The 23,145-nt window shown below is 60.0% G+C and carries 19 protein-coding genes; 13 read left to right on the top strand and 6 right to left on the bottom strand.

Annotated elements, in window-relative coordinates; genetic code table 11:
• Positions 1 to 27 precede the first annotated feature (27 nt).
• Positions 28 to 1,542, top strand: coding sequence for a pyruvate kinase (gene pyk, locus Q4D83_RS01075; RefSeq protein WP_303172207.1), 1,515 nt, complete (start codon positions 28 to 30; stop codon positions 1,540 to 1,542).
• A gap of 147 nt (positions 1,543 to 1,689) precedes the next feature.
• Here the strand turns inward: pyk and Q4D83_RS01070 are convergent, their stop codons facing one another.
• The 3 genes from Q4D83_RS01070 to Q4D83_RS01060 all read right to left on the bottom strand — a co-directional run bounded on the left by Q4D83_RS01070 (position 1,690) and on the right by Q4D83_RS01060 (position 6,769).
• Positions 1,690 to 4,062: a glycogen/starch/alpha-glucan phosphorylase gene (locus Q4D83_RS01070; protein ID WP_303172205.1), complete on the bottom strand. Its 2,373-nt coding sequence runs from the start codon at positions 4,060 to 4,062 to the stop codon at positions 1,690 to 1,692.
• Between the two features lie 113 nt (positions 4,063 to 4,175).
• Positions 4,176 to 5,378, bottom strand: coding sequence for an amidohydrolase (locus Q4D83_RS01065; protein WP_303172203.1), 1,203 nt, complete (start codon positions 5,376 to 5,378; stop codon positions 4,176 to 4,178).
• 74 nt (positions 5,379 to 5,452) lie between these two features.
• Positions 5,453 to 6,769, bottom strand: coding sequence for a DUF4921 family protein (locus tag Q4D83_RS01060; protein ID WP_303172201.1), 1,317 nt, complete (start codon positions 6,767 to 6,769; stop codon positions 5,453 to 5,455).
• 29 nt (positions 6,770 to 6,798) lie between these two features.
• Here Q4D83_RS01060 and Q4D83_RS01055 point away from each other — a divergent pair, with 29 nt between their 5' ends.
• Positions 6,799 to 7,188, top strand: coding sequence for a hypothetical protein (locus tag Q4D83_RS01055; protein WP_303172199.1), 390 nt, complete (start codon positions 6,799 to 6,801; stop codon positions 7,186 to 7,188).
• Between the two features lie 52 nt (positions 7,189 to 7,240).
• On the top strand, positions 7,241 to 8,062 hold the full coding sequence (locus Q4D83_RS01050; protein ID WP_303172197.1) for a hypothetical protein: 822 nt from the start codon (positions 7,241 to 7,243) through the stop codon (positions 8,060 to 8,062).
• On the opposite strand, the gene Q4D83_RS01045 is transcribed toward Q4D83_RS01050, so the two are convergent.
• Positions 8,059 to 8,895 carry a glycerate kinase gene (locus Q4D83_RS01045; protein ID WP_303172195.1) on the bottom strand — a complete coding sequence of 279 codons (837 nt, stop codon included), beginning with the start codon at positions 8,893 to 8,895 and terminating at the stop codon, positions 8,059 to 8,061. The two genes, Q4D83_RS01050 and Q4D83_RS01045, sit on opposite strands and share 4 nt — an antisense overlap.
• 61 nt (positions 8,896 to 8,956) lie before the next feature.
• On the opposite strand from Q4D83_RS01045, the gene Q4D83_RS01040 reads away from it, so the two are divergent.
• The 8 genes from Q4D83_RS01040 to Q4D83_RS01005 all read left to right on the top strand — a co-directional run bounded on the left by Q4D83_RS01040 (position 8,957) and on the right by Q4D83_RS01005 (position 16,326).
• On the top strand, positions 8,957 to 9,964 hold the full coding sequence (locus Q4D83_RS01040) for a triacylglycerol lipase (RefSeq protein ID WP_303172194.1): 1,008 nt from the start codon (positions 8,957 to 8,959) through the stop codon (positions 9,962 to 9,964).
• A gap of 148 nt (positions 9,965 to 10,112) precedes the next feature.
• The gene (gene gdhA / locus Q4D83_RS01035) at positions 10,113 to 11,456 is read left to right on the top strand and encodes an NADP-specific glutamate dehydrogenase (RefSeq protein ID WP_303172192.1); all 1,344 of its coding nucleotides are present in this window, start codon (positions 10,113 to 10,115) and stop codon (positions 11,454 to 11,456) included.
• 159 nt (positions 11,457 to 11,615) lie between these two features.
• On the top strand, positions 11,616 to 12,386 hold the full coding sequence (locus tag Q4D83_RS01030; RefSeq protein ID WP_303172191.1) for a DivIVA domain-containing protein: 771 nt from the start codon (positions 11,616 to 11,618) through the stop codon (positions 12,384 to 12,386).
• A gap of 40 nt (positions 12,387 to 12,426) precedes the next feature.
• Positions 12,427 to 12,939 carry a DUF177 domain-containing protein gene (locus Q4D83_RS01025; RefSeq protein WP_303172189.1) on the top strand — a complete coding sequence of 171 codons (513 nt, stop codon included), beginning with the start codon at positions 12,427 to 12,429 and terminating at the stop codon, positions 12,937 to 12,939.
• The gene (rnc, locus tag Q4D83_RS01020) at positions 12,936 to 13,703 is read left to right on the top strand and encodes a ribonuclease III (protein WP_303172188.1); all 768 of its coding nucleotides are present in this window, start codon (positions 12,936 to 12,938) and stop codon (positions 13,701 to 13,703) included. The genes Q4D83_RS01025 and rnc overlap by 4 nt, the downstream gene beginning before the upstream one ends.
• Positions 13,696 to 14,529: a bifunctional DNA-formamidopyrimidine glycosylase/DNA-(apurinic or apyrimidinic site) lyase gene (gene mutM, locus Q4D83_RS01015; RefSeq protein ID WP_303172187.1), complete on the top strand. Its 834-nt coding sequence runs from the start codon at positions 13,696 to 13,698 to the stop codon at positions 14,527 to 14,529. Before rnc ends, mutM begins: the two co-directional genes overlap by 8 nt.
• A 58-nt stretch (positions 14,530 to 14,587) precedes the next feature.
• Positions 14,588 to 16,045, top strand: coding sequence for a sodium:alanine symporter family protein (locus Q4D83_RS01010; RefSeq protein ID WP_303172185.1), 1,458 nt, complete (start codon positions 14,588 to 14,590; stop codon positions 16,043 to 16,045).
• The gene (locus Q4D83_RS01005) at positions 16,045 to 16,326 is read left to right on the top strand and encodes an acylphosphatase (RefSeq protein ID WP_303172184.1); all 282 of its coding nucleotides are present in this window, start codon (positions 16,045 to 16,047) and stop codon (positions 16,324 to 16,326) included. Before Q4D83_RS01010 ends, Q4D83_RS01005 begins: the two co-directional genes overlap by 1 nt.
• A gap of 9 nt (positions 16,327 to 16,335) precedes the next feature.
• Here the strand turns inward: Q4D83_RS01005 and Q4D83_RS01000 are convergent, their stop codons facing one another.
• Positions 16,336 to 17,052, bottom strand: a complete 717-nt coding sequence (locus tag Q4D83_RS01000) for a hypothetical protein (protein ID WP_303172181.1) — start codon at positions 17,050 to 17,052, stop codon at positions 16,336 to 16,338.
• Between the two features lie 45 nt (positions 17,053 to 17,097).
• Here Q4D83_RS01000 and Q4D83_RS00995 point away from each other — a divergent pair, with 45 nt between their 5' ends.
• Positions 17,098 to 18,105, top strand: coding sequence for a hypothetical protein (locus tag Q4D83_RS00995; RefSeq protein WP_303172083.1), 1,008 nt, complete (start codon positions 17,098 to 17,100; stop codon positions 18,103 to 18,105).
• Between the two features lie 760 nt (positions 18,106 to 18,865).
• Here the strand turns inward: Q4D83_RS00995 and Q4D83_RS00990 are convergent.
• Positions 18,866 to 19,540 (bottom strand): HAD-IA family hydrolase, encoded by a 675-nt coding sequence (locus Q4D83_RS00990; protein WP_303172179.1) that lies wholly within the window; start codon positions 19,538 to 19,540, stop codon positions 18,866 to 18,868.
• Positions 19,541 to 19,676: 136 nt separating this feature from the next.
• Between Q4D83_RS00990 and smc the strand changes: the two genes are divergently transcribed.
• Positions 19,677 to 23,111 (top strand): chromosome segregation protein SMC, encoded by a 3,435-nt coding sequence (gene smc / locus Q4D83_RS00985; RefSeq protein ID WP_303172177.1) that lies wholly within the window; start codon positions 19,677 to 19,679, stop codon positions 23,109 to 23,111.
• Positions 23,112 to 23,145 lie beyond the last annotated feature (34 nt).

Genomic DNA, 23,145 nt, shown 5'->3' with positions numbered 1-23,145 from the left:
AGCTGAGAAAGGACTAGGGTGGGGGTCGTGGAAAGAAGAACCAAGATTGTGTGTACTCTGGGGCCGGCCGTGGCCAGCGAGGATGGGATTCGGAACCTCGTTGCAGCAGGCATGGACGTGGCCCGATTGAATTTCTCGCATGGCGACTACTCCGACCATGAGCAAAACTACAAGTGGGTTCGCGAAGCGACAGACAAAGTTGGTCGCGCAGTGGGTGTCCTCGCAGACTTGCAGGGACCGAAGATTCGCTTAGGGCGCTTTATTAATGGCGCAACCGTCTGGGAGAACGGCGAAACTGTTCGCATTACCGTTGACGATGTACAAGGCACTCACGACCGAGTGTCCACCACCTACAAAAACCTAGCCAAGGACGCCAAACCCGGCGACCGGCTGTTGGTCGATGATGGCAAGGTCGGCCTCGTCTGCGTCGGTGTGGAAGGCAACGACGTGATCTGTGAGGTCGTCGAAGGCGGCCCCGTGTCCAACAACAAGGGCGTGTCGTTGCCGGGCATGGATATTTCCGTGCCCGCGTTGTCTGAAAAAGACATTCGTGACTTGCGCTTCGCCCTGAAACTCGGCGTTGATTTCATCGCACTTTCTTTCGTGCGCGCGGCGTCGGACATTGAGCTCGTCCACAAAATTATGGACGAGGAGGGTCGCCGCGTACCCGTCATTGCCAAACTGGAAAAACCAGAGGCAGTGGAAGCGCTCGAGGCCATCATCTTGGCCTTCGATGCCGTGATGATCGCCCGCGGCGACTTGGGCGTTGAGGTGCCGCTCGAGGAGGTGCCGCTTGTGCAAAAGCGGGCCATCCAGATTGCGCGCGAAAACGCCAAGCCCGTGATTGTGGCCACGCAGATGCTGGACTCCATGATCGAAAATTCTCGGCCTACGCGCGCCGAGGCCTCCGACGTTGCCAACGCGGTTCTCGACGGCGCGGATGCCGTCATGCTTTCCGGTGAAACCTCCGTGGGGCGCGACCCCATCAACGTGGTGCGCACCATGTCCCGCATCGTCCAATTCGCCGAAACCCAAGGCGAAGTACCGCCGCTGAATCACATCCCCCGCACCAAGCGTGGTGTGATCTCCTACTCCGCGCGCGACATCGCGGAACGCCTGCATGCGCGTGCCCTCGTGGCATTCACCACCTCTGGCGATACCGCACGCCGTTTGGCGCGCCTGCACTCCTACCTACCGTTGTTGGTGTTCACCCCGAACCCGGCGGTGCGCTCGCAGCTGGCACTGTCCTGGGGTGCGGAAACCTTCCTGTGCCCCCAGGTGGACAACACTGACTCGATGATGCGCGAGGTGGATAAAGCCCTGCTCAACATGGACGAATACCACCGCGACGACATGATGGTGGTGGTTGCAGGTACTCCGCCCGGAGTGTCTGGCAACACCAACATGATTCACGTGCACCTCCTGGGCGAAGATGCACACCTGAACAAGCGGCCAACGGCGGCGGAAACCCCTGCCACCGCTGCGACAAAGCCCACGAAGAAGTCTACGACGAAGACCACGAAGAAGCCCACGGCAACGTAGCTTGCTGGCCTCGTGGCCCAAGGACGCGCGCGCTTAGCGGGGATCATTCCTCGCCGGGCGCGCTTGTTGCGTTCTGTGTCCGTATGGCAAAACCCGCGCCGTTGCGTGCGGTTATGCAGCAACAGCGCGGGTTATAAGGCCAAGGTGTTAGATCTTGGTGGGGTCCAGCTTCCATACCTCACGCGCGTAGTCGGAGATGGTGCGGTCCGAGGAGAACCGGCCGGATTCGCAGATGTTCACCCAGCACATGCGTGCCCAGTGGAGACGATCGTTGAAGTAGTCCTGCGCCATCTTGTCTTTGGTGGTGCGGTAATCATCGAAGTCACCCAAGACGTAGTAGAGGTCAGGGGTTTCCCAACCGCCACCGTCGAGCAGGGACGACCGCAGGTCGTGGAACAGGCCACTGTGGTTGTCGTCGAGGGTGGAGTCAAACGCGTCGAGGGCGCGCTTGAGGCCCGGCACCGTTTCGTACAGGGCGTGCGGGTTGTAGTGGGCCCGCAGTTCGGGCAATTCCTCAACCTTCGCGCCGAAAATGTAGGCATTGTCGTCGCCCACAGAGTCGAGGATTTCCACGTTGGCGCCGTCCAAGGTGCCCAGCGTCAAGGCACCGTTCATCATGAACTTCATGTTGGAGGTGCCGGAGGCTTCCTTACCGGCGGTGGAAATCTGCTCGGAAACATCGGCGGCCGGGATGATGTGCTCCGCGGGGGAGACATTGTAGTTTTCCACGAACACCACGCGGATAACCCCGTTGACGTCGTCGTCGTTGTTGATCAGCTCGGCGATCTCGTTGATCAACTTGATGATCGCCTTGGCGCGCACGTAGCCCGGTGCGGCCTTTGCGCCGAAAATAAACGTGCGCGGCGGGACGTCGGTAAGCCCGTCTTCCTTGATACGGAAGTACAGGTCCAGGATGTACAGCGCGTTCATCAGCTGCCGCTTGTACTCGTGGAGGCGCTTAATCTGCACGTCGTAAATCGAGTGCGGGTCGATTTCGATGTCTTGACGGTCCAAAATCCATGCGGCGAAGTCAGCCTTGTTGGCTTCCTTAATGTCCAGCAATTCCTGCATGACGGCGTCATCGTCCGCGAAGTGGCGGAGCTTTTTCAGCTCGTCCAAGTTGGTCACCCACGCGTCGGACCCGGCGAGCTTCGTGAGCAATTCCGCCAGCCGCGGGTTGCACATCTTCAGCCAGCGGCGCGGAGTCACACCGTTGGTCTTATTGTTGAACTTCTCGGGCCAAATCTCGTGCCAGTTGCGCAGCGTATCCGCCTTGATGATCTCCGTGTGCAGCGCCGCCACACCGTTGATGGAGTAGGAGGCGTAGCAGGCGATCCACGCCATGTGCACGGTGCCGTCCTGCACGGGGGACATGTGGTGGATGTGGGTTTCGTCGAAGCCGAGGCCGCGAAGTTCCTCGCGGAAGCGGCGGTCAATTTCCACCACGATTTCCCACACGCGACCGAAGAGCTGCTGGAAAATGCTGCAATTCCACTGTTCCAGCGCTTCCGCCAGCACGGTGTGGTTGGTGTAGGCGAAGGTTTCTTGAACGATCTTCCAAGCGGCTTCCCAACCCATGTTGTGCTCGTCCATGAGCAGGCGCATCAGTTCGGGGATGGCCAGCACGGGGTGGGTGTCATTGAGTTGGATGCAGTTGTACTTAGCAAAGTCCGTGAGATCCGGACCGTGGTGCGTGATGTAGTTATCAACCATCGCCTGCAGTGACGCGGAGACGAAGAAGTACTGTTGCCGAACGCGCAGCATCTTGCCGGCGTAGGTGGTGTCGTTGGGGTAGAGGACGCGGCAAAGGTCCATGACCGCCTCGCGTTCCACAATGGCGTCGGTGAAGCGCTGCGAGTTAAACGCGTCGTAGTCGAACTCGGCCATCGGCTCGGCCTTCCACAAGCGCAGGGTGCCGACGTTGTTGGTGCCGTAACCCGTGATCGGCATGTCGTACGGCACGGCGCGGACCACCATGTCGTCGAAACGCACGATGCGAATCTGGTTTTCGCGGCGCACCACAAACGGGTAGCCGTCTTCCTTCCACGCGTCGGGTTCTTCGGTTTGGAAACCGTCAATGAAATTCTGTTTGAACAGACCGTAGCGGTAGAGGATGCCGTAACCGGTCACGGGCAGGTCTTGGGTGGCGCAGGAATCGAGGAAGCAGGCGGCCAGTCGGCCCAAACCACCGTTGCCAAGTGCGGCGTCGTTTTCCGCCTCAAGGACGTCGGATAGTTCGTGCCCGTTTGCGCGAACGGCCTCCTCCGCTTCGCTCACCATTTCGAGGTTGGTGAGGTTGTTCAGCAGCGCGCGCCCCATAAGGAACTCGGCGGAAAAGTAATGCTGCTGGCGGGTGCCATTGTAGGCGGAGGTCGTGGCTTCCCAATTGTCCGCAATGCGTTCCATGATTGCTGCGGAGAGGCCGAACCAGAACTTGCGGTCAGTCGCAGCTGCGGGCGAAGTGCCGGACGCAGCGCGGACATGCCCGCCAACGTTCGTGGCCAGCGAGTGTGCACTCATCGTGTATGGGCTCCTAAGTCGGGGACAAGGACATTCAAGGTGGGCGCGGGAGTCAGCTGCGCGCCATCGGGGATAAGCATATAGGCCCCCGCCGCGTTCCTCCACGCCGTGCGCTAACCGCGCCCAAGATAGCTCAACACTGCAGCCGCTCCCGCCCGAGTTGTCGCGGACATCGTCGGCTCATAATCCGGGATAAACGTGGGCATGTGATTCACCGGCGGCGTATCGACGCCCGCTGGTGTCACCCCCACCGTCCAGTACAGGTACGGCACCCCGAGCGCCCGCGGGATTTCGGAAAAATCTTCGGAAGCCGTCCACGGTTGCGCATCCGTCGAATCGTCACCAAACACCGCGTCGAATACCGGGCGGACGGTCGCAAACACCGCGGGCGAATTATCGGTGAGTTCGCCGTGCGCCGAGTACTCAAAATCGGGGGCTTGCTCGCAGCCACTGGCCTCGCACTCGGCCCGCACAATGCGATGAATTGCCTGGTACACGCGCTCTTTCACCGCTTCCGAATAGAACCGGCAATTGAGCACCAGGCGCGCCGTTTCCGGCACCGTATTATTGGTGTGCCCGGCGATGAGGGAGCCTACCGTAACCACCGCGAATTCGAATGGGGAAACCTCCCGCCCAACAATGCCTTGCAGCCGCACCACAATCATGGATGCAAGGAACGTAGGGTCGATGGAAAGATGCGGCATGGAGCCGTGCGCACTGCGGCCATACAAGGTGATTGTGATGGTGTCGCACGCCGCCAACGCGGGCCCCGGCATGGACATCACGGTGCCCGCTGGGCCGGCGACAATATGTTGCCCGAAGCACACATCGGGCCGCGGTATGATTTCGCACAAACCATCGGACACCATGGCGGCTGCACCCGTAGAAGTTTCCTCCGCAGGTTGAAATAAGGCGATAAACGTACCCGCCCAGCGATCCCGATGCGCGTCCATGATCGCGCACAACCCCAACAGCGCCGTGGTGTGCATATCATGCCCACACGCATGCATCTTGCCCTCAAACACGGATGCGAAGGGTTCGCCGGATTCCTCCTGCACCGGCAACGCGTCAAAATCAGCCCGCATCAACGCACACGGGCCGGAACCATTACGGAAGATCGCCACAATGCCGAGCCCGCCGATGCCGCTGACCACCTCGCAGGAAAACTCTTCCAGCTTTTCCAGAATCCGAGCCGCCGTCTCGTGTTCCTCACCTGACAGCTCTGGGTGGGCGTGCATCCACTGGTAAAAATCTCGCTGCCAGGATAAATCCACGCCGTGGCGGTTGATCAACGTTGCTAGATCGTCTGTCTTCATGGGGCAAGACTATCAAGGCTGAACGTTATCCAGTCCGCCGTGGTTTCCCGTGTTCACCGTGGCCAGCGTGCGCATTATTTAAGGAATTGATTGTATTTCAGGCTATTGCGTTCCACTTTGCATTCCATTGCGATGCGGATCGTGGCCGCGATGTTGCCTTCTTCCCGCAGCTTGTACAGGGCGGTGACCATGCGGTCGCGCTGTTGTTGGGGCGAGATGGTGTTCAAATAGATCTTGGTGCCGCCTTCGAATCCGGCGAGGGTGGATACCCGCCATTTGATCATGACACGCCACGGCATGGGGATGTCTAGGTCCACGGGTTTGTGGTGCCATTCTTCGTTGCAGGGGATGTCAGGCCCGGCGGCGGCGTGGCAGGCGTGGATGAGGTCGCTCATGGCGTCGCGTTCGGCGTCGCTGAGCAGCCAAGGTTCTGGGGTTGCGGATTTTGAATAGATTTCCAGGGTGGGGTAGCGGTGGCCGAAGCCCGCAAAGCATACGGCGTGATCGTTTTCGGCGATGATGAGGTTTTGGTAGCCGGCGTAGTCCACGGCCCATTCGTTGAACATGTTGGGGTTCGCCCGCAGCTGCTCAATTTCTTGTTCGGCTTTCACGCCGCGGCCGTCGATAGCTACGAGTTGTTTGTGCAGGTGGTCGAAGGAGGCGCCGGCAGGCTTCAGCCAGTTTTGGAATACCGCAACGTAGGGCGCGTACCGGTTGCGTTGGTACAAGTCCTCCAGGGACGCAATCGTAAAACGAATAAAGTTGCGGTGTTCGTCCACGCTGAGGGTGCCGGAGGAGGCGAGTTGGTTGTCGTGGGTGGCGCCGTCGATAAAGTGCCGCCTGCCGATGATCACGTCGTGGCTGCCCGCAAAGTATCCGCCGGCGTGTTGCAGGAGCTCTTCTTCCGTGAGGTCCGGGTTGCGGCCGCCCGCTTTGAGCCGGGTGCGTACGATGTTGAGTACGTGTTCGCGACCTTGGGGGTCGGCAAGGTATCGCTCCATGCGGGATGCGGTGTCGTAGCCCATGATGTAGTCGTAGTTCGCGCGCCAAAAGTCATAGGACACGATCTCGAATAGGTTTGGCACTCTGCGAAACTCCGCTTGCGTGTCAAACAGTTCTTCGGGCAGGAGTCCGGTGATAATCTCACCGGTTGCCAGCATGCGACTTTTCTCGGGTGGGGTTTGCAGGAGGTTGTCGGAGCAGAAAGCGCAGGTGTTGGTCATGGCGTCTGCGCCGAGGGGTTTTGGTTCTACGGTGGGGGTGGATAGCGGGCGGTTCCCTCTCCCCGGCACGGTCCATACTTCGGTTCCGGTAAACGGGTTGACCTGTTTGATGGTGCCGTCTGCCATGGTTGTCAACGGCATTTGACGAGAGTGGAATTGTGAGGCCATGGTTTTAAAGTATCCGCTAGGGTGGCGGCATGCCCAACATCTGTTTTCACGCCTTGGTGCCCGATGCTGAGGTCGCCGAGTTGACGCAGCGTGTTCGCCAATATGCGCACGCGCTTGTCGACGCCGCCGCTGCCGCCGATATCGCCGTGACCTGCGAGTTGTCTTCGTGCGCCGAGGAGCCGCAGCTGCGGCAGACGTATCGGGACCAACACGAGGATACTGATTTGGCGGGGGCGCACGTGTATGCTTTCGATATTACGTTGGTGGAGCCGCAGCGATCATTGAACGAAACGGCCATGATGTTTGCCCGGTTGTTCACTCCACCGGCGGAGCTGCGTCTTGAGGAAGCGCTACTCAAACCGGAGGAGACATTTGAGATTCCGGCGCAGTATCCGTGGCTTGTTCGTGTGTACCCGTAGCGGCTAAAGCGCGCCTGCCGGTGTGCCTAAGTGATGCTTGGATGTGGTGCTCATGAAATTGTTGTTGGAGGAACTGCGCTGGACATTTACGTGGCCGTGCGGTTGGTTACAAGGGGTGCTGTTTAATCTTGTGCTCGCGGCCGCGTATTTGATCTTTTGGCCGCTGGTGTACGACGATCATTACAGCATCGTGCTGCTGTTTACCGTGTATTTTGCCAGCTTTATCATGGCCGACGTGACCACCACGAACATTTTTGGCCATGACATTGTGCGCACGCATGCCGCGCTAAGCAGTGGGCGTTCGTTTGCTTCGTTGATTTACCTTAAAAACCTCGTCCAGGCCATCGTGGTGATTGTGCCGATGCTGCTTATCACTATTGGTGTGACGTGGTACATCCAGGGGTCGGGCGAGCTGGTGTTAGCCATCCCGGGGATTTTGTACCCCATGCTGTTGTGGCTCGGGGTGGGCAATATTATTTCGGTGCTGTATCCGGTGTTGCCGGCGCCCGCGTCGTGGCGGATCCGCACGGCGCGTCAAGGGCGCCAGCATTGGATGTTGCACGCACCGATGCTGATCTCGTACGCGATCCCGTATGTGCTGTACGTGCTGGCTGCGTTTTCGGATTTGCCGGGCAACCTCAATGCGCTCATTCGCATGGTGGCGGGTGAGCCACACAAGTGGGAGAGCGGTTTGATCCTGCTGGTGGCTTCGATTTTGATCTACGTGGGGTGCACGAAGTTGAGTCTTCGGCTGGTGCGTGACCGCGGCTTTTGTTTGTTGATGCAGCGGGACTTAGTGGTGCGTGCCCCGCTTGCAGCGGATGTTCAGCGCGCCGCCTACGATTTTCTACCCCGTGAGGCGGGCGCGCGTTAGGCAAGGTGTTGGTCTAGGGTTTCACCGGGTGCCACCACGATGGCTTGCACGTTGGTGGCACCGAACTCGTTGAGGAGGCCTAGGGTAGGGGAGTCGGGGGAAGTGACCGCTACTACGCGGTCGGTTGCGTTAATCAGTTCGGGCACGCCGAAGGTTTCCATGAGGGTTTGGGCGCCGGGCAGGATGTGCACATGTTCAGTGTCTTGGTGCATGAGTTTGGAAAGCCACAAGATGCCCATGCCGATGCCCAACCCGTCGGGCACGTCGCAGAACTCGGCGAATGCGGGGTCTGCGGGTTGCAGCGCGGCGTCGATAAGCAGCACCCATTCGGCACAGGCAGCCGGAACGTTGAGTTGCGCGGTGTCAATGCTGGCGATGGTGGCGAGGCCCTGCTGCCCGGGTTTGACTGGGTGACCCGCGGCGTCCAGCGGCTGCGCCCCGAGCGCGATGAGGATGCCGGTGCCGCCATCGCGAGTGTGCACACCCCCAGTGGCGAGGATGATGCGGTTGGCGCCGCGGGCCACGGCGTCGGCAATTAGGACGCCAGTGCCGTAGGTGTCCGAAGTGGCTGGGTCGCAGGGGTGTGCGCAAACGTCGATGTAGGCCTGCTGGGTGGCCGGGTCGAACACGTAGCTGGCTTCGGTGAGGGCGCCGGCAGGGTCAACGGTAGGCAATACGATGGTTTCTCCGTTGAAGCAGCTTGCGGTGCCGGTACCGCCGGTGGTGATGGCAACAAGCGTGACCTCGTCCCTAGTGCACCGCGCGGCGATTTCTGCTCCGACTTGGTGGGGGCTGAGCCCGCCGACCCCTTCGGCGATAATGAGTGTTCGCAAACCTGATACCTACTTTCTATTACAGTAAGTGGTTGTGTTGAAAAAGCTATGTGTCGGTTGTGTGGCAGGGTTCATCGTGGTAGGCGGTGCTGGAACCAATGCGCAGGCGGCGCCGCCACCCCAAGGGCAGGTAGCGCCACCCGCTCGCGAAGGCGGGGAGGCACGGCACAACCAAATCGCGGCGGGTGCGACACCGCTGGTCCCAGAGGGCGTTAACGATCCGGAATGCCGTGTCACACCTGAGCGCCCGCACGCGGTCATACTCGTGCACGGCACAGATGCCAGCCTCTATGGTGATTATTCCAAACTCGGCGCCGAAATTGCACGCGATGGCTGGTGTGCCTACGGCTTGGATTACGGCGAGGGCAAGGATGGGCGGTTCGGCTGGGGCAAACTCGAGGATTCCGCACGCCAACTCGACGAACTTATCCGCGCCGCGCGCGCCACCTCGGGGGCGGAAAAAGTGCAGCTCGTCGGCTTTTCCCAAGGGGCGACGGTGGCGCGTTGGTGGGTGAACAAAATCGATCACGGCCACCACACACACGCGTGGATCGGGTTGGCGTCCCCGACGCGCGGCGGCAACCTGTACGGTACGGTGTCGCTGGCAAACCATGTGCCGGGGCTGGTGGAATCCGCCGAGGATGCGCAACTCGTCGCGCCCGCGTTGGTGGACTTAAGGGAAGGTTCTCCGGTGATGGAGGAGTTGAACGCGGGCGGGGAAACTGTCCCGGGTCCGGCGTATGTGACGGTGTCTACGCGCACCGATGAGATGATGCCGGAGTGGGTCAACCAACCGATCTTTGGGGAGCGCACGCGCAATATTGTGCAGCAGGACCTGTGCCCGGCGAACCTGGGCGGGCACATGTATATGACCTACAACCCGACTGTGACGGAGCTGACCCGTTTTCTATTGGTCGATTGGCAAAGCGGGGGTAGTCCGGGGGAGGTTCCGTGCCCGGAGGTTGCGTTGGGCGCGTTTCTTCCGGAGTTGGTGGTGGCCGATAAGCTGCAAAAACTCCAGCCGCCGGAACGCCGCCGCCAAGCTGTGACCTACAGCACAACTTCGTAATTTGCAAATACCTGTCGAGCCATTGAAACTTGGAGTCGGTCCGAACCGTACATTACCGCGATCAGTGATAAGAGCCGCCTAGGGTGCTCACAGCAGGACCTTGCGAGGCGGCCCGCAACGATTCCCGCGGAGATTGGATGTGAAACCCATGTCTGTTGAAGAGCAGGTATCCAACTACTACAGCATGCTGCTGAAGCGCAACGCAGGCGAGCCGGAATTCCACCAAGCGGTCGCCGAGGTACTCGACTCGCTGAAGCTTGTGCTGGACAAAAACCCCCACTACGCCGACTATGGCCTGGTGCAGCGCCTCTGCGAGCCAGAGCGCCAAATTATCTTCCGCGTGCCCTGGGTCGACGATCAAGGCGTGGTGCAGGTCAATCGCGGCTTCCGCGTGCAATTCAACTCGGCACTCGGGCCGTACAAGGGCGGCCTGCGGTTCCACCCCAGCGTGAACCTGGGCATCATCAAATTCCTGGGCTTTGAGCAGATCTTTAAAAACTCGCTGACTGGCCTGCCGATCGGCGGCGGCAAAGGCGGCTCCGACTTCGACCCCAAGGGCAAGTCCGACGCCGAAATCATGCGCTTCTGCCAGTCCTTCATGGCTGAACTGCACCGCCACATCGGCGAATACCGCGACGTGCCCGCCGGTGATATCGGCGTCGGCGCCCGCGAAATTGGTTACCTGTTCGGCCAATACCGTCGCATGGCCAACCAGCACGAATCCGGCGTGTTGACTGGCAAGGGCCTGACCTGGGGCGGTTCGCTGGTGCGCACCGAAGCCACCGGGTACGGCTGCGTGTACTTCACGCAGGAGATGATGAGCCACCACGGTGCCAACATTGAGGGCTCCCAGGTGATCGTTTCCGGCTCCGGCAACGTGGCAATCTACGCCATTGAAAAGGCCCAAGAGCTGGGCGCCACGGTGATTGGTTTCTCCGACTCCTCCGGCTGGGTGCACACCCCCAACGGCGTGGACGTGGCCAAACTCAAGGACATTAAAGAGGTTCGCCGCGAGCGTGCCAGCGTGTACGTGGACGAGGTGGAGGGCGCAACGTACCACGCCGACGGCTCCATCTGGGATCTGCCTTGCGACGTCGCCCTTCCCTGCGCCACCCAAAACGAGCTTAACGGTGACCACGCCCGCAAGCTCGCAGCCAATGGGTGCCGCTTCGTTGCGGAAGGCGCGAACATGCCGTCCACCGCGGACGCGATCGAAGTCTTCCGCGAAGCCGGCGTACATTTTGCGCCCGGCAAAGCCGCCAACGCTGGCGGTGTGGCCACCTCCGCGTTGGAAATGCAGCAAAACGCTTCCCGCGACTCTTGGAGCTTCGAATACACCGACGAGCGCCTCCAGGGGATCATGCACAACATTTTCCAGCGTTCCGCGGAGACCGCCGCCGAGTACGGCCACGAGGGCGACTACATCATCGGCGCCAATATCGCCGGTTTTAAGAAGGTTGCCGACGCGATGCTTGCGCAAGGCGTGATCTAACCCTCGCACTGCCAGCGAGCGCCCAGGGAGTTTTTCCTGGGCGCTTTTGCCGTTTGGCGCCGCCGGTCGTGCACGCGAACGAGTTTTTGAAATGATTCGCGGTTGGTGGTGGGCGAGCCTCCCGCGTGTACCGTGGTCAGGGCGGTAATCTTGGACGCTATGTACCGCGTTTTTGAAGCCCTTGATGAGCTCGTTCAGACAGTCGACCAGGCGTACGGCGTCCCCATGACTGCGAATTGTATGGTGCCTCGCAATGAGGTGCTTACCCTGCTGGACGATCTGCGCAACGCGCTCCCCGTGGAGATCGACGATGCGCAAGATGTCCTCGATAAGGCGGATTCGATTGTGCATGATGCCGAGGACCACGCGCGCCAATTGGTGGATGAGGCGGAGGCCGAGGCGGACTCGCTCATCGCACGTGCACGCGAAGAGGCGGAGCATATGGTTGCGGACGCCGAAAACCGGGCGAACGCATTGGTGGCTAAGGCCCAAGATGATTCGGAGCGGATGGTCAGTGAGGCGCGCCGTTCCGCGGACGATACGGTTGCTCGTGCCACCGCCGACGCGGAGCGGTTGGTGCAGAAAGGCAACGAGGCATATCAGCGCAGCGTTGATGAGGGCTTGGCTGAGCAGCACCGGCTGGTCAGCGAGGCGGAGGTGGTGCGCCGGGCGGACGAGGAGGCACACCGCATTGTGGACGCCGCACATGGGGAGTCCAACCGGCTGCGGCAGGAATGCGATACGTTTGTTGACGGCAAGCTCGCCGAGTTCGAGGAAATGCTGTCCGCCGCCCTGCGTTCCGTGGGGCGCGACCGGTCGGCGTTGCGGCGGGGTGCGGGTGCGACGGGTCGCGAGCGTAGTGCCTCCTCGCACGAGCGATCGTGGGAGCGGGGTACGGACCGTAAAGACTCGCGCTCGTACGAGGACTAGTGGGGTATTTGCCGGTCGGAGCGGGTAGGCTGGTCACGCCATGAGTTCACCATTTGTTTTTGATTGCGCCGCGATTGTGCGTGGCTCCGGAATGCCGGAGCGTGTTACCCAGTCGGGCCCGTGCCCAGAGCGAATCGGCTTGCCGATGATCGCCATCGAGCCCGGCACCGAAGTTATTGTTGATGCCACGCTCACCCCGCTCGGCGAGGGTGTGATGGTTGATGCTGTTGTACGCGCGCCGCTGTCGGGCCAGTGCGCGCGTTGCTTGGCCCCCCTGAACCCAACCCGTGAGTTCCGCGTGCACGAGGTGTTTTCCGCGTCTGAGTCGTTCATTCAGGGCGAGGAATCCGAGGAAGACGACGTGCCTAGCATGGTTGGCGACACACTCGACCTATTCCAAAGCGTCGTCGACGTCGCAGGGTTGGAACTTCCGTTTAGTCCCACCTGCGAGGGTGATTGCGAAGCCAGCGAGGTGCCGCCACCGCACGGTATTGCTGGCGAGGCAAACGATTTGCCGGATCCGCGTTGGGCGGGGTTGGAGAAGTTCCTGTGAGCCGGAAGAAGCGGCGCGTCACCGGGCAGGAGGCTGTTGATAACGCCTTCGCCGCCGTCGATCACACCCCGCTTCTCGACGCCCTCGGGGTGCAGCTTTCCGAAACCGCGCTCAAGCAGGCGCTGACGCACCGTTCCATCGCGAACGAGAACGGTAACCTGCCCCACAACGAACGCCTCGAATTTCTAGGCGACGCCGTGTTGGGCTTGTCCGTGGCCGGCGCCCTGTTCGAATTGCACCCGGAAAGCCCGGAAAGCGTGATCTCAAAAATGCGCGCAACCCTGGTGAGCCGGTACGGGTTGTCCGATGTGGCGCGTGAGATCCGCCTTGGCGACCACGTGCTCCTAGGCATCGGTGAGGAGTCCATGGGCGGCCGCGATCGGGTGTCCATTCTGGCGGACACCATGGAGGCGGTTCTCGGCGCGATCTACCTTGAGCACGGTTTCCATGCGACGCGGGATGTGATCCTGCGGTTATACGGCGACAAGCTGAAGACCGCATCGTCCAAAGGCATCAACGCGGACTGGAAAACCTCCCTGCAGGAACGGCTTGCGGAGCGTGGCTTGCCCATGGCCGTGTATGCGACCACTTCGTCCGGCCCAGACCACCAGCGGCACTTTGAGGCCACCGCTTCCGTGCATGGGCACGTGCTTGGCCGCGGCGAAGGCACCGCAAAAAAGCTTGCGGAACAGCAGGCAGCACATCAGGCCTACCTTGCGCTGCAAGGCACCGTCGACTGGGAGGCGCTCACCAAGGATGCCTGAGCTTCCCGAGGTGGAGGTGGTGCGGCGCGGGCTCGACCAACATGTTCGGGGGCGCACCATTGTCGCCGCCGAAGCCTTGCATCCGCGCGCCGTCCGCCACAACCCCGACCTTTCCCACGTGTGGGGGCGGCGTATCGACGCCGTGGAACGCCGCGGCAAATTCCTCTGGCTGTGCCTCGACGACGGCACCGCCTTATTGGTGCATTTGGGGATGAGCGGGCAAATGCTCATCAAAGATCGCGGCACGGAACCGCACAAACATTTGCGTGCGCGAGCGGTGCTCGATGACGACCACGAGCTATGGTTCGTGGACCAGCGAACCTTTGGCTACTGGTGGGCGGTAACCATGGAGCCATCCCACGGGGTCATGGTGCCCGCCCCTGCGGCGCATATCGCGCGCGACCTGCTGGATCCGGACTTGGATTTGGAAGCGCTGGCGGGTGTGATCAAGAGCAAACGCACCGAAATAAAGCGCATTTTGCTGGCCCAAGAAATTGTCAGCGGGATAGGGAACATTTATGCCGACGAAATGCTATGGGCAGCTCGAATACACGGCCGACAATTAGCACATCGGCTGCGCCTGGAACGCATCGTGGAATTGCTGGGGCACGGGCAGTCCGTGATGCGACGCGCATTGGCCCAGGGCGGGACGTCGTTCGACGCTCTGTATGTGAATGTAAACGGCGAATCCGGCTACTTTGACGTTTCGCTACACGCATACGGGCAACACGGTAAACCATGTTCACGTTGCGGTACCGAAATACAACGCGAGGAATTCGCAAACCGAGGAAGTCACTTTTGCCCGCAGTGTCAGCGACGTCACTAGAGGCCGACTATGTGTAGAAGCTAACAAAATTTCCGTCAAACACGGTAGATTGCTGGATATGAAAGCACTCCTCGATGCGATTGATTGGTTCAATGCGCAATACGGAATTGTCCTCGTAGTCCTCCTCGCCGCCACCGGCATTTACTTTGGCGTGTACACACTTTTGGTACAGATCAGATATGTGCCCGACATGTTTAAAGCGGTGGTGGAAAAGCCCTCAGACCTGCCCGACGGGCAAAAAGGCATTTCCGCGTTTAAAGCATTTACCGTCTCCGCAGCATCCCGCGTAGGCACCGGCAACGTTGCCGGCGTGGCCATGGCGATCGCCACCGGCGGCCCCGGCGCCGTCTTCTGGATGTGGATGCTCGCCCTGATCGGCGGTGCCACTTCCTTCGTGGAATCCACCCTCGCGCAGGCATACAAAGTGCGCGACGTCCAGTCCTACCGCGGCGGGCCCGCCTACTACATGTCCCGCGTCCTCAAATGGCGCTTCATGGCAATCCTATTCGCGGTGCTCATCACAGTCACCTACGGTTTCGTGTTCAACGCGGTGCAATCCAACTCCATCGCGGAAAGCATCATTCACTCTGTAGGCGGCGACCCATTCTCCACCAAAATTGTCGTCGGCATCGTGCTTGCGTTGGTCACCGGCCTCGTCGTCTTCGGCGGCATCCAACGCGTGGCCATGGTCACCCAATTCGTAGTGCCCGTCATGGCCGTGGCCTACATCATCATCGGCGTCGCCGTCGTGATAGTAAACATCGATCGCGTCCCCGGCATGTTCCTAGAAATCTTTGAACACGCATTTGGCATCCGTGAGTTTGCAGGCGCCGCACTCGGCACCGTAATCATGAAAGGCGTGCAGCGCGGCTTGTTCTCCAACGAAGCCGGTATGGGTTCCGTGCCCAACGCCGCGGCAACCGCTTCGGTCTCGCACCCAGTAAAGCAGGGGCTTATCCAGACGCTCGGCGTATACTTTGACACCCTCGTGGTGTGTACCGTCACCGCGTTCATCATCATGCTGTCCCGCCCCGACCTTTCCAACGTTGAGGGTGGCATGGCGCTCACCCAATCCTCACTGGCAGCCAGCGTAGGCACCTGGGGTATCTACTTCCTGTCTGTGGTGATCGTTTTCCTAGCCTTCTCATCCGTCATCGGCAACTACTACTACGGCGAAACCAATATCGAATTCATGACCGACAATCGCATGTGGGTTAACGTGTATCGCGTGCTGGTATCGCTGTGCGTGCTGGGCGGCGCGCTCGGGACCGTACCGCTGGTGTGGAGCCTTGCCGATGTGTTTGCAAGCCTCATGGCGACCGTCAACATTCTCGCCCTGTTGCCGCTCGGCGGCGTTGCTGTCGCCCTCCTGCGCAACTACGCCCAACAGCGCGCCAAGGGTGTGAACCCAGTATTCAACCGCGATGACCTGCCCGGCATTAAAGGCTGGGAAGCCATGGACTGTTGGGATGGCTCTGATCCGCTGACACGCCGAAACGAAAGGAATTCTCAATAATGATCCGGCTGACGGCATGGGTTCATGGGCATGTCCAAGGCGTAGGCTTCCGCTGGTGGGTCCGCAGCCAAGCCATGGAACTCGGGCTTGTTGGTAGCGCCACCAACCTTATGGACGGTCGCGTCTGTGTGGTGGCCGAAGGGCCCAAAGAACAAGTGGAAAGCCTGCTACGCCGACTATGGGCGCTCGAGCCCGCAACCTATGATCGTCCCGGCAAAGTCAAAACCATTGTCGAACAATGGGGTGAACCCAAAGGCGAGCGTCGATTCGAGGTGCGTTAGGTTTTGGGGTTACGCGCAATCCACCTTGAGGTTCGGTTCAATTGGCAAAATCGAATCAACAACGATGTGCGATGCCGAGAATAGATGATCACCAAATGTGTTCGACGGTGCGTCATATCTTCGCAACCTAATTGGGCTTGGGCGAGAAATACATTGCGGGTTATTCAAATCCGCCAGCGATAGTGTCTGCTCGAAATCTTGGAAGGTGGCAACTATGAGGGCGGCATCGCCCTCAATTATGATTGACCGCCTTTTAAATCTATCGCCCAGGACCTTTGCTGAATGGTACTTACTACCACTGGTGCGATAATTCCGGCCTGCATGCACAGCTTCTGGCAGCGGCATTGTGCTGCGGTCGACAATCTGCAGCTTGCTATTGACTAATTCGGTTTTCAGCACAAGCAAATCGTCATCGGTGTAGCGGACTACATAGTTTGGTTTGTCCAAACAATTTAACGAAGAATGATATGTTGTGCTGTATTCTGCGGAAAATGGGATTTTATAGTCCGTGATGTTGCCATTAAAATAAAATGCTGCCGCGTTTCTATTGGGTGAACCGTGAGAGTTTGTGAGGTTGCCAACTTCCAATTTGGGTAGTCCACGTGCCTGCAACCCTGTTTTCCGCCGGTTCCCTACAGCGGTCGCTCTATACTCCTCCGTCTCGCCGTGCGCTACTCTGTTGCTGCTTGAATTTGACGTGCCTGTGGATTGTTTGAGGTTATCCACAGGTTGGTGGGGTGTGTTTGAGAAAACCCTAGGTTTTGGTGTTGTGTGCGGGGTATCGCTGGTGCTGTGGGTTTGTTTCGTCGTCGTACCAAGCTGCTTGATACCGCCTTTGTGCGCATCACTCGTCGGCTTGCCATGCCGCGGGGATTGTGTCGTGCTGGCCGTGAGGTGGAGTGGGGTTTGCGGTTTCATCCGCAGCGGTTGGGGTTTGTTGCTCCGATTGTTGTGCGGGCTCGTGCTCATGTCACGCAAACGCCGGATGTGGTTATTGGTGGCTGGGCTGCCGCGGCTTATGCTGGGCTTTCCTGTTGGGTGGATGATGCTCATATCACTGTGCATGTGGCTAGTAATTTCCAACGCAGCCATAGTGTGTTGGATGCCACTCGCCGGAGGTTGCGGCCGGGCACTAGGGTGTGGGCACCCGATCGAGACTTGCCGAGTATGCGGGTGGTTGTCCCGGAGGTTGCGTTGGTGGATTGTCTGATTGATCTGCAGCGTGGTTGGCATTCTTGGTGGGTGTATCAGGTGCCTAACCTTGCCGCCTGGGAGGTTCGCGCCATTCAGTTGATTGATGCGTTGCGTGAGTGCACCCTATTGAATTTCCGGCTGGTGCGTGAGATTGCTCGTAATATTTTCAGTGCCCGTCAGCTGAAGAAGCTGCTGCGGTTTTCCTGCTCGGGTGCGCAGTCTCCTCCGGAAACGGTGCTGCGGTTGATCGCTGAGCAGATTCGTGAGCACTTGCGAGTGCAGATCCCGATCTATGATTCCGGTGCGTTTGTTGATGACGGCACCCCTTTACTGACGGTTGTTGATGCTGGTTGGCCTGATATCCAGGTTGCCTTGTTCTATGACGGGGCCCATCATTTGCAGCGTACTCAGCGCGACTATGACGCGAAGGTGTTGATTCGGTTGCGTGAACTCGGCTGGGAACCCTTGCGCATTACCCACGGCCTACTTAATAAACCCCGGGACCTGATTACCACCCTTCGCCGCGCTATCTACCGCGCTGAAACCAACACCGCACAAGCACCAAAACTACACACCAAATCCTGACGCCGAACCTTAACGGCTGAATCCTAGCGCTGAATTTTTACGGCCGAATACTCGCTCCACCTCAGTACTGTGGCTTGCTCGCCGACCCGCCTTGTTGCTGCGCTCTCGCGACCGGCACGGTGAAGCGTGACGCTGTTTGGTGAAGCCCAAAACTCGGTGCACCCTGGCCCATTTTGTGCGCAGCCCTTGCCCAACCATTCCGCAGCTTGCCGTAGCTGAAGCGGCTCCTTTCCCCGGCCACGTACAATCTGCCTGGCTGTGCAGAATCTGCCTGATTTTTGGGCCGAGTTTTCCTGGGGAAATGCGGCCGCGTCATATCTGCCTCAGGCACATCTCACACAGCAAGAACCCCAGGCAGATCCTCCACACTAGGTGATGTGGCGAGGTGCAGGCCGGAATTCTCCGCGTTCAGGGCTGGCGATTTTCCACGTTCAGGCAGATTCGACACGCAGGTCGTCACACGATGGTGTTTCCGCAGGAACGCAACACCGCCGCGCTACATCTGCCTCAGGCACATCTCACACGGCAAGTATCGCAGGCAGATTTTGCGAGGGTTATTCGGGTATGCGGGGCGTTACGCCGGATCGTACGCGACGCGCACTTCTTGAGTTGGTCTGGCTGACGCCGTTGAGCTCGGCGCCGATGTAATCCTGCATCGAAGACTTCGTTACATATGGTGGCGCACCACTAGGCGGGCGGTGTTTTTGCTCGCTTGCTGATTCGAAGTGCGCTAGGGCTGAGATTTGAGCCGGTCCATTAATTAGGTCGCCGTAATGTTCAACGTGCCGTCGCCGGAGCGCCGCACCTGTAGGTTTCGATAATCCGTGATACGCGGGTGAGGGGTGTCTTTATGAGGTATCGTGTTGCCCACGATCACCACTTGCGCACCGGCAGATTCACCGGCTGCGATGCCTGCCGCGGCGTCTTCAAACACGACTGTTTCTTCTGGTGCTACGCCGAGAGCTGCTGCGGCTTTGAGGTAGCCTTCTGGGTCTGGTTTGGAATGGGTAATATTTTCCGCTGCGATCACAGTTGCGGGTACTGGAACGCCGACTGTGCGCAGGCGGGCGCGGGCGAGGGGTCCGGGTGCGCTGGTGACAAGCGCCATTGGGGCGCGAAGGTCCATGAGCTGGGCTATGAAGTCGCGTGCGCCGGGAATTTCAGTAACTTTATCGCGCAGCAGGAGTTCGTGCTCCAGCATCGCTTTCACTTCCGCGGCTTGTTGTCCGGGGGTGAGGTGCGGCGCGAATTTTGTAATCGTTGCCATGGTGGTGCGGCCGTGGGAAAACTCGTATACGGCATCAGCGTCGAGATCGTACTTGTGGGCGAATTTTTGCCATTGCGCTGCAACTACGGCGGAGGAATCCACCAGGGTGCCATCCATGTCAAACAGTATGGCGCGGCCGCAGGCAATCATGGGTTTTGTAGGCGTCATATATGGAAGGCTACGCGGCTTTTTGCTACTGCGGAGCCGTGTTTTAGTGGCGTTGGTCCATGAGTTTGATGCAACCTTGGGTTGCGTGTGCGAGCCGCTCACCAGCTGTGTTAGCAATGTGCGCTACACTGCCCGGGTGCATTTGAAATCGTTGACGCTGAAAGGTTTTAAGTCTTTCGCGTCTGCGACGACCCTGAAATTCGAGCCGGGTATTTGTGCGGTGGTGGGGCCGAACGGTTCGGGCAAGTCCAATGTGGTGGACGCACTGGCGTGGGTGATGGGGGAGCAGGGCGCCAAGACGTTGCGCGGCGGCAAAATGGAGGACGTGATTTTTGCCGGTGCGGGGGATCGGAAGCCGCTTGGCCGAGCGGAAGTGACGTTGACGATCGATAATTCTGACGGCGCATTGCCTATCGAATATACGGAGGTTTCCGTCACACGCCGTATGTTCCGCGATGGTGCTAGTGAGTACGAAATTAATGGTTCTCGCGCCCGGCTGATGGATATTCAGGAGTTGCTCAGCGATTCCGGTATTGGCCGAGAAATGCACGTTATCGTGGGCCAGGGGCGGCTGGCACAAATTTTGGAATCGCGCCCGGAGGAGCGTCGCGCTTTTATTGAGGAAGCCGCGGGCGTGTTGAAGCACCGCCGCCGTAAGGAGAAGGCGCAGCGCAAACTCGTGGGCATGCAGGCGAATCTGGACCGGCTTACGGACCTCACCGACGAGTTGAAACGCCAGCTCAAGCCACTCGCTCGGCAGGCTGCTGCGGCGCAGCGGGCGGCGAGCGTGCAGGCGGAACTTCGGGATGCGCGCCTTCGTCTCGCCGGTGACCGACTCGTACGGTTAACCACCGAGCGTGACGACGCCCATCGCATCGCCGAACGCAATGCCGCCCAGGTCGCACAGCTCACCGAGGAATTGGCCCAGCACACTGAGGTGCAACAATCCTTGGAGAAGCAATTGGCGGAGGTTACGCCGCAATCTGAACATGCTCAATCGTTGTGGTTTGAGCTCTCCGCACTCGCGGAGCGGGTGAGCGCAACCGAACGCATTGCTCAAGATCGCGCACGTGCTGTGGTGGAGATTCCGTATTCCGGGCAGGACGCCGATGCGTTGGAACGTCGCGCCGATCGAGCCGAGGCGGAGCAAGCCGCGCTTGACGAGTCGGTGGAGATCGCCAGGGAACGCCTCGAATCCATACGGGAACAAGTGTTGGAGCATGAGGAGCTCGCACGGGAGGCCGATCGGGAGCATATGGCGCAGGTTCGTGCACTCGCTGATCGCCGTGAAGGCGTGGTGCGCCTTGTAGCCGCCGAGGAATCCCAGCGCAATCAGATTGGCACGTTGGAAGCCGATATCGCACGGCAGCGGGAATCCTTGGAGCAATCCGATTCGCGGATCACCGCGGCTAAGCAGGAAGCCCAATCCATGCAGGACCGCCTGCAGGAGATGCACTTTGCGCGTACCTCGTTGGCTACGCGCGCGAACAGCGCACAGGAGGAGTCGGCGGCGGCTGAGCAGCGCCTCAAAGAGCTCAATGCTCGCGGGCGCGACTTTGACAAGGCTATTGCGCGTTTGGAATCCCGCATTGAAACGCTGAGTGTTTCGCTGCCTGCAGCTGATGCGGTTGAGCTGCTTCCAGGCGCCACCGACCTCGTGGATTTAGTAACCCCCGACGAGGGTTATGCCACGGCGCTTTCGGCAGCGTTGGGTGGACACTCCCAAGCCTTGGTCGTCGCAGAGTTTGACGCCGCCGCGCTGGCGGAAGCGTCGGTGGTGCGTACGGTAGTGATGAGCACCTCAAACGTTGCGCCGTGGCGCATGGAGGCGCAACTTCCCAGCGGTGCGCGTTGGCTCCTTGACGTGGTGCGTGTGGGGGATACCGTCGCCGGCGCGATCACGCGGTTGCTGGCCGATGTGGTTGTGGTGGATGACGTGGTTGCCGCCCAAGCGGTGGTGGCCGCGGACCCACGGTTGCGAGCGGTGACCACCGGTGGCGAATTAGTTGGCGAAGGTTGGCTCGCCTTCGGCAAGGGTGCGGCCACTGCTGTAGAAATCGGCGCGGATATCGCGCATGCCACCGACGAATTGGAAAGCTTGCGCGCGCAATCAATGGAACTTTCGGGCACGTTGCAAGGGGCGAACGCCGCCGCTGAGGAGGCACGGATTGCAGCAGCCAGTGCGCTGGCCGCGGTGCGTGATCACGATGTGGAGGCGGCATCCTTCGAACGGGAGGCGCGTCGCGCACAAGCCCACCTCGATGCTGCGTTGGGGGAACGGGACCGCGCGGAGGCGAGCGTGCAGCAGGCGACACAGCGTCTTGATCAACTTAACGATGAATTGGCGCACACCCGGGACCGGCTGGCTCGGGTGGAACAGCATAGCGACGAGGAGCCTTCGACAGAGGCTCGCGACGCCGCGACGACGGCGCTCGGTCAGATTCGTGCGATGGAGGTGGAGGCGCGGCTTACACTTCGGACCGCCGAAGAGCGCGCCGGTGTGTCGCGTGGGCAGGCCGATAGTTTGCGCCGACAAGCTCAGCAGGAACGGCTCAATAAGGCGCGGCACGAGGAGCAGGTGGCGCGGCGTCGACACCAAGTGCAGCTGGCCGCGACCGTGGCGGAATGCACGGCTGAAATACGGGTGCGCGTCGCCGATGCTACCGCGCGGGCGGCGCTGTCCCGCGATGAGCTGGTGGCGCGACGAAACCACGTGCAAAGTTTGCTGTCGCGTGCGAATGATGAGGTGAACTCTAGGCGCGCGCATCTGGGAAAGCTGACCGATAACGCGCATGCTACGGATATCGCGCGGCACCAAGCGCAGGTGCGCATCGAGGAAGCCGAGGCGAAGCTTACTGAGCAGTTGGGTGTGCCGGCGGACGTGATTCGACGCGACTACGCACCCGATGATTCGTTCGATCGCGCCGCGGAAACGGAGCGTTTGCGGAAGGCGGAGAAAGACCTCGCTGCGTTGGGGAAAGTGAATCCATTGGCGTTGGAGGAGTACACGGCCATGGAGGAGCGCTACGAATACCTCGCCGGGCAGTTGGCGGATGTGCAGCGGGCGCGCAAAGACCTCCACGACGTGATTGAGGAAGTTGACGCGAAGATTCTGCAGTTGTTTACAGACGCCTGGCTCGACGTAGAGCGGCAGTTCCCGCATGTGTTTGCCACGCTGTTCCCAGGCGGGGAGGGGCGGCTGGTGCTCACCGACCCCGACGACATGCTTGCCACCGGCATCGAAGTGGAGGCGCGGCCGCCGGGGAAGAAAGTCAAGCGTTTGTCGCTGCTTTCGGGCGGCGAGAAATCATTGACGGCGCTGGCGATGTTAGTGGCGATTTTCCAAGCGCGGCCGAGCCCGTTTTACGTTATGGACGAGGTGGAGGCTGCGCTCGACGACGTGAATTTGCGCAGGTTGCTTGATCTGTTCCGCGAGCTGCGTAAAGATTCGCAATTGATTGTGATTACACATCAAAAGCCGACCATGGATGTGGCCAATGTGTTGTACGGGGTCACCATGCGCGGCGATGGCATCACTCAGGTGATGAGCCAACGCATGAGCCCCGCATAGGCGAACGATGGTTCGCCTTTGAGGTTGGGCAAAC

The sequence above is a fragment of the Corynebacterium sp. genome, assembly GCF_030532715.1.
Lineage (GTDB): Bacteria > Actinomycetota > Actinomycetes > Mycobacteriales > Mycobacteriaceae > Corynebacterium.
The sequence above is the reverse complement of the archived record's forward strand: the minus strand, read 5'-3'. Positions and strand labels throughout refer to the sequence as shown.